This window comes from Nostoc sp. FACHB-152, from assembly GCF_014697475.1.
In the GTDB taxonomy this organism is placed as follows: domain Bacteria; phylum Cyanobacteriota; class Cyanobacteriia; order Cyanobacteriales; family Nostocaceae; genus Nostoc_B.
Genome location: NZ_JACJRV010000061.1, coordinates 1 through 13,067, shown reverse-complemented (window position 1 = coordinate 13,067; position 13,067 = coordinate 1). Strand labels below are relative to the sequence as shown.

Annotated in this window: 9 protein-coding genes; 4 read left to right on the top strand and 5 right to left on the bottom strand. The window is 40.9% G+C overall.

Annotation, left to right across the window (positions count from 1 at the left end; genetic code table 11):
• Nucleotides 1-23: 23 nt before the first annotated feature.
• Nucleotides 24-2,150, bottom strand: a complete 2,127-nt coding sequence (locus tag H6G76_RS27180; protein WP_190708130.1) for a M13 family metallopeptidase — start codon at nt 2,148-2,150, stop codon at nt 24-26.
• 985 nt (nt 2,151-3,135) lie between these two features.
• Here H6G76_RS27180 and H6G76_RS27175 point away from each other — a divergent pair.
• From H6G76_RS27175 to H6G76_RS27165, 3 genes are all read left to right on the top strand, one after another.
• On the top strand, nt 3,136-3,717 hold the full coding sequence (locus tag H6G76_RS27175) for a hypothetical protein (RefSeq protein ID WP_190708128.1): 582 nt from the start codon (nt 3,136-3,138) through the stop codon (nt 3,715-3,717).
• 80 nt (nt 3,718-3,797) lie between these two features.
• Complete coding sequence (locus H6G76_RS36700) at nt 3,798-4,388, top strand: hypothetical protein (RefSeq protein WP_199337548.1); 591 nt, start codon at nt 3,798-3,800, stop codon at nt 4,386-4,388.
• A 49-nt stretch (nt 4,389-4,437) separates the two neighbouring features.
• Nucleotides 4,438-4,854 (top strand): SH3 domain-containing protein, encoded by a 417-nt coding sequence (locus H6G76_RS27165; RefSeq protein ID WP_190708126.1) that lies wholly within the window; start codon nt 4,438-4,440, stop codon nt 4,852-4,854.
• A 216-nt stretch (nt 4,855-5,070) separates the two neighbouring features.
• On the opposite strand, the gene H6G76_RS27160 is transcribed toward H6G76_RS27165, so the two are convergent.
• From H6G76_RS27160 to H6G76_RS27150, 4 genes are all read right to left on the bottom strand, one after another.
• Nucleotides 5,071-6,486, bottom strand: a complete 1,416-nt coding sequence (locus H6G76_RS27160) for a calcium-binding protein (protein WP_190708124.1) — start codon at nt 6,484-6,486, stop codon at nt 5,071-5,073.
• Nucleotides 6,487-6,622: 136 nt separating this feature from the next.
• Nucleotides 6,623-6,751, bottom strand: a complete 129-nt coding sequence (locus H6G76_RS37860) for a hypothetical protein (RefSeq protein ID WP_277883134.1) — start codon at nt 6,749-6,751, stop codon at nt 6,623-6,625.
• Nucleotides 6,748-9,300, bottom strand: coding sequence for a CHAT domain-containing protein (locus tag H6G76_RS27155; protein ID WP_190708122.1), 2,553 nt, complete (start codon nt 9,298-9,300; stop codon nt 6,748-6,750). Before H6G76_RS27155 ends, H6G76_RS37860 begins: the two co-directional genes overlap by 4 nt.
• A gap of 15 nt (nt 9,301-9,315) precedes the next feature.
• The gene (locus tag H6G76_RS27150; protein ID WP_242056536.1) at nt 9,316-12,330 is read right to left on the bottom strand and encodes an S-layer family protein; all 3,015 of its coding nucleotides are present in this window, start codon (nt 12,328-12,330) and stop codon (nt 9,316-9,318) included.
• A 305-nt stretch (nt 12,331-12,635) separates the two neighbouring features.
• Between H6G76_RS27150 and H6G76_RS27145 the strand changes: the two genes are divergently transcribed.
• The gene (locus H6G76_RS27145) at nt 12,636-12,935 is read left to right on the top strand and encodes a hypothetical protein (protein WP_242056535.1); all 300 of its coding nucleotides are present in this window, start codon (nt 12,636-12,638) and stop codon (nt 12,933-12,935) included.
• Nucleotides 12,936-13,067 lie beyond the last annotated feature (132 nt).

The window sequence follows — 13,067 nt, the reverse complement described above, 5'->3', positions numbered from 1 at the left end:
TGAAAAACTTGATTTTTATTTCGCTACCAAATTTTCACCCTGTCTTTTTCATCTAGCCACATAGGATCACCAGGTTTGATATCAAACGCTTTGTAAAACCCATCCTCATGCTGTAAAGGAGCCAAGACACGATAAGGGCCTGGGGGATGCTCTTCGGTTGCTGCATTTTGGCGGAGACTACCTTCATTAGTTTTAGAAGCCCATAGCTGACCCCAGGCAATGAAGCAACGCTGTTGGGGTGTGTAACCATTAATCTTTTGATTAGCTTGGGGATTTTCTTTTAAATACCCTTGTAGTGCCTCATAAGCTAGACTAACCCCACCAACATCAGCCAGATTTTCTCCGACGGATAGCTTGCCGTTCAATTTCAATCCTGGTAGCACTTCAAAAGCATCAGCCTGTTTCACCAACTTGTCAGTCTGGGCTACAAACTTGGCAGCATCTTCTTCAGTCCACCAATTCCGCAAATTACCTTGAGCATCGGACAACCGCCCCTCACTGTCAAAGCCGTGAGTGATTTCATGACCAATCACAGCACCAATAGTGCAGAAGTTCACGGCTGCATCGCCCTTGGGATCAAAATATGGAGGTTGTAGAAAGGCGGCAGGAATTTCAATTCCATTGTTTGAGGCATCGTAAGCCGCATTGATCACGATGGGCAATGTCCCCTTTGAGTTGAATTCATCACGGGTGACTGGTTTGCCAACCAAAGCCAAATTGCGGCGGGTGAGAAATTGTTTGATCCGCGTGACGTTACCAAAATAGTCATCAGGGCGGATATCAATCCCGGAATAATCAATCCATTTCTCTGGATAGGCTACTTTGATGACCATACGATCAAGCTTTTCCAAAGCTGATTTACGGGTAGTATCACTGAGCCAACTATTTGCTGCTAACCGCGCCCTGAATACAGACTTGATCCGTCCAATCATACTTTCTACTCGTTGCTTAGATTCGGGAGAAAAGTATTCCTTAACATAGAGTTGGGATAGGGGATGACCTAATAATTTAGGAATCTGGCCGGATATAATGTCAGCGCGAGACGGAAGCTTAATTTTGCCGACGCGAGCCTCAAAAAGTGCCAAAGCAGGATCGTTAAATGCCGGGGTTAGATAGGGTTTAGCGTTAAACAATACAGCCCAACGCAAATAGGTCTTGATATCCTCGATTGGGTATTCCTGAAGTATCTGGTTTAGCTCTGCCAATGCTTGAGACTCCACAACAATGACATTGCCCTCAGTTGGTAATCCCAATTTTTCAAAATAGGTCTTCAGATCGAAGTTTGAGAGCAAAGATTGAAACTTTGCAAAAGGCATCTTGTTAAATCTGCGGTTGAGGTCTTTTTTTTCTACAGGGGTAAGTTTTTTCTTGGCAAGGCGAGTCTCAATTTCTAGAATTTTCTTAGCTGCGGCGGTTGCTTGTGCGGGGGAGGAGCCAGCAATTTCTAAGTTGGCTGTCACAAATTTTAAATAGGCGGCGCGGATAGGTGCTGCATCTGGATTTAGATATTCTACTTGGCTCAGGAGCAGTGTGCGATCGCCTATATAAACTGTGTTGATGGTTCTGTCCTGTATATCTGCTCCAATCTGCACACCGAACATCAAAATATCGGGATTATCCGAAATACCCAATATCAGTGATAGATCGGCAAGGGTTTTGGTTAAAGTTTGAGGAGAGTTAATTGCGTCAATCCGTTCAAATATGGGCTTCAAAGGCAAAACTCCCAAGGCTTTCACTCGCTTCTCATCCATACCCGACACATATAAGTCGCCTACCTGTTGCAATGGGCTTCCCTTCGATGCCTTAGTGCTTTGAGTTGCTGCCTGTGACAATATTTGTTGCAACTGCTTAGAAACTTCTTTGTCTAAAAAATCAGCACCAGACACCCGCAAAAACTCTGGGGTAGGTTCAACACTATCCAACCATTTACCCGCCGCAAATCGATAGAAGTCCTGCTTGGGGTCTACAGTGGTATCTATTTTGTTCACCGAAAAACCCAGAGGAAACTTAGTCTGAGAAACTTGTTCAGCCTTATTGCTATGGGAGTGATTACCGAAAGCAGTAGTATTGGATGTGGTACAAATTCCTAGCACCAGCAAGATACTGCTAGTTAACCACCAAGAAACGCGAAATTGCTTATTGTTTTTCATGTTTATGCTCAATGATATACATCACTTTTCATGGGGATGTGGTACAACACTCTAGCCTCTAGCCTTTCTCACCCATCAATCTGCGTAATTAATTTAATCCAATTTTTGGACTGACTATCATATTCAGATTAAATTTGATATTTTCTTTTGATTTTTTTAGTATTTATTATGGCTAATAGATTTGATATGCTTAGATAAATTTGATTGCGATTCTTTTAGGAAGGTATCAAAAGAACCATAATCCATAGTTATTCTCTCATAAGAGTTCGATTGTAAAAATAAACAAATACAAAAGTTTGGCCATTTCCATTAATAAACATAACAATACCTACTTGATGAGGTCTTCATCTAAGCGTTACCAACTACAAATACCACCAAATGGAACAAAGTCAAGTTAAATTTTTTCTGCTTATCTCAATTAATCAATATTTATTTTGACTGCCTTAAATAAAGATATATCTTCGTAACTAATTCCTGCTTAACTGACATATATGATGTTTTGATTGATGTGATTTATCTCTTAAGTGATTTAAGTAATATTTTCTAACTGTAACAAAATTAATTAATATTTTTTAGCGATGAGAAAATAAAATATAAAAAATAAAATTAACCATTATATTAAGAAAATCTTGAGATTTATCTGCAATAAGTATTAAAAAAATAGTATCTAACGAGAATAAAATCCTTGTACAGCAAGAGTTAAAACCTGGTTTTCCAATAACTCTCATCATGGGAGTGTGTTCAGTTAGCTTGCCTGCAAGTTAACTGATTTATCTGAACTTGAGGTAAATAAAAAAACATGGCAAATTTAATGCTGTCGAAAAATTTTAGACTTCATGTTCCTTATCTTTGTTAAAACATCGGTAAGCGCAATGCACGAATCTGCGAAAAAACCGAAAATAAGTATTATCCAATACTAGCAATAATTTTGTATTTCTTCACCACACATCATCATTGATTTACCAGTCAAGTTAAACAAAATATCATGGCAAAATCCCGATTATTACTCACCAGTTTCATCGCTGTTTCTTTTAGTTTTTTACTTGTTGGCATCACATCAATCTCAACTAAGGCAGAAGTCAGAGCATTAGAAATAGCTCAAGCCAATTCCAAGGGAATTAGTGAGGCAGATGTGAATCGGATTATGGATGAAATTGCCGCAGGCACAAAAAAGCTGGATGTTGATTCCTTATTGGTGAAGTATGCAGTTCCTTTTCTAATTTCGGAATTCACCTCCGCAACGACGGATGCTTCTGTCTCAATGGTGATTGAAGGTAGGGATAACCTCCGAGACACTATGAAACAATCCTATGGCAAACTTAAGGAAATTCAAGAACTGGTAAGAGATAGAGAAGTAGTTATTTCTGCAAAAGGTCAAATAGCCGTTGCTGAAGATGACTCAGTTTTAGAGTTGACTGGTAAAGATGGTAAGAAACATATAGTTACAAGCAGTACTAAAACCAGATTCGCAATAGTGAATGGAGAATTGAAAATAATCTCGTTTGAATCTCGTTCTCACACTGCTGAAACGCTTTCACGAACAACTTCTCAGAGCCTAGCAAAGTAAATTTCCACCAGAACTCAACAGCTCAGTAGTGGATGAACTTTGTAAAAACTACTAATTATTTGGTTTATTCGGTAAAACTTATGAAACGTTTATTTGTTGGCAGTTTTGCTGTCTTACTCACAACCACCACTGCTATTAGCAGTATACCTACACCAGTCCAGGCACTAACTGCGGGAGAAGTCCTTGGTATTGGTGCAGCTGCTGTGGGCATTGGTATCTTAGCTGGTCAACGTAATCGCAACGACAGGCATTCAAATCACCGGGGAAATAGAGAGCAAGAGTATCGCAGAGGTTTAAGAGATGGTGAAAGAAGCCGTGATTACTATAATTCCAACAACTCATCAGACTATGAGCGGGGTTATAGAGAAGGTGTAGACCAGAGACGAGACAACTATGGCAGGTATTCAGGCTCTTCAAGGAGAAGAGGGAGTACCCCTGAAAACCTTATCAGTACTGTACCTTCTAACTTGGCAGACTTGGTTGGAGCGAGAGCTGGACAAGCAGAGGGAGAATTGCAACGACGAGGCTATACCTACCACACAACACAAACCTTTGAAGGCGGCGCAAGTGCCTACTATGTTGAAAATGAGACGGGATATTGTGTTGAAGTAGGGACTGTTGAAGGACGCTTCAGTTCTATTGTCTACAACTCCAGTGATAGATGCAATTGAGATGGAGTGAGTTATAAAACGTTCATTTATTCGCTTAGGAAACAAAATCATGAAAATTAGAACATCACTTTTGGCAACTGTTTTATCTTTAGCGTCAATTACTCCGGCTTTCCCAGTCAAAGCAAATATCGTTAATTCACAAGTACAAGGAATTAATGATGTTTCTGTATCCTCAAATCCTTCCCCCGTCAATCAGTTAAACCAGCCTTATCTAATTGCTAAACCTAATTGGGTGACGCTCACAGGAAGCCGTTCAAGACGAATTAATCTGCGTTCAAGACCAACTATCAACTCATCGACTAGAGGATACGGTTTAGGTGGCGATCGCGTCCAAAACTTGCAATGCGTTCAAGATAAAGATAGACGTGGTAGTCAGCTTAACTGGTGTCGAGTGAAATTCCCGAAATCGGGAGCAATTGGTTGGATTCGTAGCGACAACATTATTTTCAGCGATGGTGGCGAATAAAATCAATGTCTTGATTTTGAAACCTACATTCCGCAGGTAACTCAGGTTAGCAGATAATATTTTCGGCAAAGGGCATAGATTTTTCTCTCCTCGTAGTAACAAAAGAGTGATAACTGAACCGTATTGCCTTTTACCTCCATATGGAAACCAGCCCTTAGTTAGATTAAGGACTGGTAACTTATATAATGAACTTGTCCAACTAATCTCTAGAGAATTTTAAATAAGCTGTAGATCTGTACTAATTGCAAAATTACCAGGTTTATTCTCAATAGTGGCGAATTGAGTTCCTTGGAAGAACAAAGCACCAGTAGCATCGTTATAGCTGAAATTGCTGAGGTCAGCTACACCAAAACCAATTTTAGAAATTTGAATCTTGTCACCTTCGCCTCTACCGAAGTATTGGATGGTGTCTATACCATCTAGCTTCGAGTTAAAAACAAAGTTATCAGCACCTAAACTACCATTCAGAATATCGTTGCCAGCACCGCCTACTAGGATATCATTGCCAGCAGCACCATTTAAAATATCGTTACTAGCACCACCATTTAAAATATCGTTACTAGCACCACCATTTAAAATATCGTTACCAGCACCACCACGCAGGACATCTGCATATTGTGAGCCTGTGATGTCAAACTTTTCAATATTAGTGTAATTGAGTACGGGATTACCACTCAGGCGGCTAAAGATGGCATTTACTCCCGTATATGCTACGTCTACACCAGCACCGTTGCTCAACTGGCTGTAGTCAGCTACTAATGTGTCAACACCTGCACCACCATCTACAAAACCATCTGTATCGCTTAAAATATCATCTCCAGCTTCACCATAAAGATAATCATAGCCAGCACGACCTTCGATTTGATCGTTACCAGCACCACCACGCAAAGTATCGCTGCCAGCACCACCACGCAGGACATCTGCATATTTTGAGCCTGTGATGTCAAATTTTTCAATATTGCTGTAACCAAGTACCCCAGTACCAGTGAGGCGGCTAAAGATGACATCTTGCCCTAAATATCCTATATCTACACCAGCACCATTATTCAACTGACTGTAATTGGCTACTAATGTGTCAACACCTGCACCACCATCTACAGAACCATCGGTATCAATTAAAGTATCATCCCCAGCTTCACCATAAAGATAATCATAGCCAGCACGACCTTCAATTTGGTCGTTACCACCGCCACCACGCAGAGTATCGCTGCTAGCACCACCACGCAGGACATCTGCATATTGTGAGCCTGTAATGTCAAATTTTTCAATATTTGTATAATCGAGTATCTCAGTACCATCAAGGCGACTAAAGATGGAATTTTGTTCCAAATATCCCACGTCTACACCAGCACCGTTGCTCAATTGGCTGTAGTTAGCTACTAATGTGTCAACACCTGTACCACCATCTAATAAACCATCAATATCGATTAAAGTATCATCACCGTCATCACCATACAAGTTGTCATATCCAGCATTACCAAGCAAAGTGTCATTGCCAGTTCCACCATTAATTACGTCCTCTTGCTCTGCACCAGCTAGGTAGTCATTGCCACCTCGTCCGTTGAGTGTCCAAGATTCGCCATTAGTTCCTTGGAAGATGTTATTGTTGTTGTTGCCAGTATATGTTCCCATATGTCTTATAAACCTTTTGTTGAGTGTGTAAAGAAGTTTGGTGTTAGCCTTTGAGCTTCTTGCTTAGTTACACGTTTCACTTTTGAGGTTTATGCACTCAAATTAGAACAAAGCCAAAAAAAATTTTTAACAGTTATCAGTGAACAGTGAACAGTAAACAGTTAAATCCTTGGTGAAACACCACCCCAATAGGTGGAAGCTGTAAAACCACACCATAAGCCTTCAGGACTGATAACTGATAACTGATAACTGATAACTGGTTCATAGCCAATTTCCGAGCAACACGTAAGCCGCCCAATGTCTAGGATGTCTGTAATCTGGGTCTTTTAACAAAGAAAGTTGGGCTTGGCGCAGTGCTTCTGCTTTTGTTACCTGTTTAGTTGCCAATTCTTTATAAAATTGACTAATGAGACGTGCGCCAGATTCATCATCCAAACTCCACAGAGAAGCTAAGGTACTACGAGCGCCTGCTTGAATTGCTATTCCAGCTAGTCCTAAAGCGGCGCGTTTGTCTCCCTCAGCAGTTTCGCAAGCACTGAGAACGAGTAATTCTATGGGTTCAGGTGTAGTTTGCTCTCTGCTGCGAAGCAATTCTTTTAATTCGTTGACTTTAATCGGTTTATCCCAAGCCAACACAAAGGTTTCATCAGCATTGGAACTAAATTGACCGTGAGTTGCTAAATGCACAACAGAAAAGGGTATTGAGTCAATTTGTTTTCGTAATGCTGAACTCGTAAATGTTTGATTTAGGAGGACTTCGTTGGGAACTTGCGACTCAATTGCTTTTAATTCGTCGTTGACGTTTGGTAAGGAACTAAACCCATGTCGTGCTTCTGTGAGTCCAGCAGCTAAAGTTTTGAGCTTGCTTTTACGTAAAGGACGCGGCCCTAATAACTCTAACCCAGGGGTAAGGGCAATACTGTATTTTTCTACCAAATAGCGATCGCCATCATACAACGCGGCGATCGCTACATTCCGCAATGCACCATCTAAAACAAAAACTAATGTCTTCACCCCATTTTGAGATAGTTCTACTGCCGCAGGGCGAATTAACCAATCATAAACTTTTGCCGATAATGATTTTCCCTCAGGTGTGGTGAAGGGCTTTTCTAAATTTTCTCTCAGTTGCTCTGTGACTTCTTCTACTTCCGATTGACTGATTTTCGTAGTATAGTGGCGTAGCCCCTGCTGAGGTAAACTCACAATTACTTCTAGTCGGTCTGGCAATATGATGGGATAAATCACTGCTGCTGCCGACTGTTGAATTTTCTCTATTGGTACTATCTGTCCTTCTAGACAAGCTGAACGAAAAAAGTTATCAAGTTCTGCTAGTTGTAGGGATTCAATTACTTGACGGGCTTGTTTTAGTTGATCCTGACTAGGTTCTGAATTTAAAAGTAGTTGTACATATTCCCGATATACAGGCTCTACAGCTTCCCGAAAGGAAAATTGAATGTCACTGTTAATTGCTACCAAATCGCTACGCAGAGATTTTAATGTGGTGAAGGCAACTTCATAAGCTGATGTGGCTTGCTTGATTGCACCTTGGGCTTTTAAAATTCGTCCTAATTGCCATTGCCACTGATAAGCAATATGTGGAGCATTAATGGCTTGAGCTATTTGCAAAGCCTGCTGAGTTAAGTCTTGAGCGTTTGACCACTGCTGAGTTTGTTCGTAGAGTCCGCCCAAATAACCCAAAGCATAAGATTGTGCTGGTTGGTCGCTTAAGTTTTCTGCTTCTCCAATTGCGATCGCTAGTAGTTTAGCAGATATAGTATTTTCTCTAGTTCCTAGTTTCACCAAACTTTTGGCAAAGTTGATGCGAGCGTAAATTGTTGCGCGACTGGGAGAGAGATTCGTAAACTTGCGTTGGAGTTCTATAGAGAGATTCTCGGCTGTTTTTGTTTGTCCCGTTGCTATGAATAGTTGAAATTGATTGATTTGAGCTTGAATCTGCGTCATGCTATTTGCAGACCCAGTAGTTGCAGCCTGTTTGTAAAATGCTAATGCTACATCTGTATCGCCTTGGGCATAAGCTGTGTTACCTAGACTGAGTAAGGTAGCACTCAATTCTTGTGAAAGATGAGCGTCATTTTGTAACACCTGCAAGCTTTGTTGCAAAACTCTGCGAGAATCAGCCAAAGCACCCACTGATTTAAGAACGTTACCTAAGCTACGCAGTCCTGTAGTTTTTAACTGTTTGTCTGATTGATTTTCTAATGTTTTTTCTACTTCTGCTAAGGTTTTACGAGCTTGGAGATAAAGCCCTAGAGCTTGTTGGGCTTGAGCCTGATTAATTAAACTGCCAATTCTGCCCTGTGTATAGCCGGCTGCGGTATAGATAGTAGTAGCTTGTTGCCAAGTCTTCAGGGCTTGTTCTGTCTTACCTTGAGCTAATTGCAAACTTCCTTGAGTGTTGAGTGCTTGGGCAAGAATAAGTTTTGTTTGTGGTAAGTTTCGGATTAAATTCAAGCTAGAGCTAATTGCCTGTGTTGCCTGCTGCCACTTTCCCAACTGCTGATAAGCTAAGGAGAGATAATTTAGCACCATAGTTTGAGAAGATAGATTTTTTTCGGCTTTGAGTGCTAACTGCCAAATATTTATCGCTTCAGCATATCGTTGTGCTTGGTAAAGTTCTCGACCTTGTTGAATTAAGTTTGATGTTTCTGTAATTTTCTCTTTGCTAACTACAAATTGAACTGAAGAAGCTATAACTTGCTTCAATTCCAGCGTGAGAGTCAGACTTATTCCTAACAGCACACAAAGCACAAAAGCTAGAGCTTTACGCCAAAATTTCTGCTGTTTTTTTGTCATGAGAGAAGTCCAACATTAGTTTTGGGCAACCGGACAGCTAACAGGCGTGAGTGAGGATGTGTAAGGGGTAGGAGTGGGAGCTTGCGCTACAAGGGTAATAGTACCATCAGAGTTAGTCACCCATCCTTGAGCTTGAGCGATCGCAATCTGTGTTTCTGAAACTAAATTTACCTCTTTTTGGGAGCCACTTACGTTCTCATCCAGCAAAGCATGGGGTTGTAAGTCTTGCCAGATAGCATCACTGCTAAGTGGTTCAATGGGGTTAACTGGCAAACCACCTCGTCCAGTGACTATAAATTCGCTTTGTTGATTAGCTGTTGCTTCTCCACTATTCCTACAACTTTGAGCAACAAGTTTGGCAGCGTCTACTAAATTTGTGGGTAAATTTACAATTCCACGACTTGGGTCTACATCAGGCGTTTTTATTTCTACAATTCCATTAATTCCAAGTTGTGAACTGGCGTTAATCTCACTCAGAGGAGTTAAAGTTTCACTCAATTGCAATCCATATATCCCTTGAGCGGTAATATTAATTCTGCCCCCCGAACCTGCAAAAGCATTGGCAATAATGTCGCTATTTTCATTAGGGGCAGCAGCTACAAAATTTGTACCAATGTTAATATTGCCGCCATCACCATTATTAAAGGCTCTGGCATTAATTAAACTGCGATTTCGCATCAATATTAATTCTGATACTTGCAGCCCAATGTTAGCACCACCACCAACAGCAGTTGCAGCTTCAATACTGCCTTGATTGAGAAAGATACTATTAGTTACTACGTCCAAATTGCCTGGCTTGCCTGAACCTGAAGCACTTACGGTTACTTTAGCCCCATCTTCAATTCGTAAATCTGGTGTGTTTATTTGCAAATTTCCAGCAGTGCCAGATCTTAGCGATCGCGCTGACAAATTACTAATGCGAGTACCATCTATACTGGTGCCAATAACTTCTACAGATTTTGAAGCATTAACTATTAAATTACTAGCATTACCTGCACCCCTTGTAGAAGCAGATATTTCTGCGCCTTTCTCAACAATTAACCGCTTTGTATCAATGATTAATTCTCCAGCATTGCCAGTTCCACTACTATTAACTTGACTAAATAATCCGCTTGCAGATTGATTATTAGGTAATATCCCACTCACTTCTACCGACTCTGAAGCTTTGACTGTTAACTTGCCAGAATCGCCAGCCCCAAAGGTCGAAGTCGATATCTGCGCGCCATCTCGAACATTTAAGCGTCCAGTAGTAATCTGCAAGTCTCCACCCATGCCAGTGCCATCTGTAGTTACTTGAGTTGTCACTAAGCTAGCCAGTTCGCTATTTGCAGAAGTGCCAAGTACGTCTACAAATTGAGTCGCATTCACTATGATGTTACCAGCCTTACCTGCACTCTCCGTAGAAGTCGAGATGCTTCCTCCGTTTTTAACTATCAACCCACGAGTGTTAATCTCTATATTTCCAGCATTCCCAGTTGCATCTGGTAGGGTTTCAGCTAATAAGCCAGTAGGAAACACAATATTGCCTACTTTCCCAGTGCCACTAACTTCTACAGTATTTGAGGCATTGACTGTGATATTTGCACCTCGACCAGCACCATAAGTCGCTGTAAAGATTGATGCGCCATCCCGAACAATAAAATCTCCAGTGTTAATGGTGACACTGCCTGCATCTTTAGCACCTAATGTATAAGCATCAAAGGAACTAGAATAAAAACCATTAGGCGTAGTACCTAGTAATTCTACTTTTTGTGAGGCATTGACAGTGAGATTTCCTCCTTTGCCATTTCCGCGAGTCGCAACACTGAACAAGCTACCATCTCGAAGAGTCAACCTTCCAGTATTAATTGTCAAATTTCCTGCATCTCCAGTGCTTGCAGAATCAACAAAAAAGGCACTCCGTCTATTTCCTGCACCTGTTGTGCCAATCACATCTACTGACTGGGACGCATTCACTAGCAAATTTCCGCCGCGTCCTTGGTTCGAGGTGGCGGTTGAAATTCTAGCACCTTGCTGAACAGTTAATTTATTTGTATTAATAGTGACATTAGCAGCGTTACCAGTACCGGATGTGCGGGCAAAAAGTCCCCCAGAATTGCCATTAGCGTCCGTACCAGATATGTCTAAAGACGCAGCATTGATTAGCAAGCTACCGCCTGGTTGTGCGCCTAAGGTATTTGTAACTAAACTCGAACCTTCAGTCAAAAAAACTTGATTACCTTGCACCTGGATATCACCAGCACCTTCACCACTGGCGTTAACGAGGGATGCTTGAGATAGGGAAATATTTGCCAGAGGGATTGTATCAGGAAAAGTTAGCTTCAGGCGATCGCCTGCGTCATCCACTCCGACAATTCCTTCTCCCGCCACAGATCCCAATTCGATGCGTCCTGCGGCTGCTTGCAAAATCGCACTTTCCAAACTGATATCACCACCAACCAATGCTAGAGTTTTACCTGTTGGTACTAATAAACCAGGCATTAATAATGTTTGTACTTGAATTGGTTTGGGGTTAGTGCCAAATTGCAAACCCAGAGGAACATTAATCGTTAGTAATGGTGGAATTTGGGGATTAGTAGCACTAAAATTAAAATCATTATCAAATCTTAAACTATTAGCTGTACTTGCTACAAAAGAACCTGCAACATCTAACCTTGCATTTGCTCCAAATATAATGCCGTTAGGGTTAATTAAAAATAGATTCCCATTACCCAAAACTCCCAGGGTTCCTAAAATATTCGATGGGTTATTACCTGTAACTCTTGTGAGAATATTCTCTATTCCTGTGGGGTTAGAAAAGTAAACTTGTTGCTGATTACCAATGCTAAATTCATTAAAGCTGTGAAATAAATTGGCCCCTCGGATGGCACCACCATCAATGTGTACAACTGAAGATTCTTGCCCTTGGGCATCAACACCTTGGGTTACAATTGATGATTCCTTACCCAAAGTCCCATCAACTTTAATTTCAGCTAGGGCATGGCTTTCTCCCAGAATCAAATAACTAGACAGCAAAAGCGCTAATCTCAAAAGTACCAATTCGTTGAATATTTTAAACAATTTCTTTGTCAAATAAATATTAATTTTGGTTATAAATTTTACTATAAATTAGCGTAGGTAAATTGGAAATTAGTGATTAACTAACAAGTATAGATTTTTACAATTATAATTGTGCGTCTATAGCCTTAGTTATGACTCAGCAAAAAAATCTAGCTTCAAAATATGTGATTAGGCGATCGCTCATTCATAAATATGCCTGACAACAAGCTGCGTTGCATCTACGCTTACAATTTAACCGTAAGCATATCCTGTAAATATTTGTCAGCGCGGTTAATATGACTGACGTAAACCCCAACATCACTGGAACTATTACGATCGCAGTACAGCCTCAAGACAATGGACAGTATATTTGTTACTTATCATCGTCTTTGAGCGATTCTCCTAGCGGGAATATACAATGCTACGGCCAAACAAAGGAACACGCGATCGCGATCGCATTAGAACAACTAGCCCATGAGTATCGCCAAATAGCAGAAGAACGACAAAATATAGATTGGGACACAGTGGAGCGATCAGACACTGGAGAGCCAATTACCAAGCATTACCATGTAATTCTGCACGGCTTTGTTGCATGAAAGGAAAAAAAGATATACTTTCCCTGGGTTAGAGCAGTAATTAGGCTTCGACTTTGTAACTGTCCGGCTTGCCCAACTGGATCATGCGATTAAGGGCAGCACATTGCAAGAACAACTCGACAGCTTGATTAT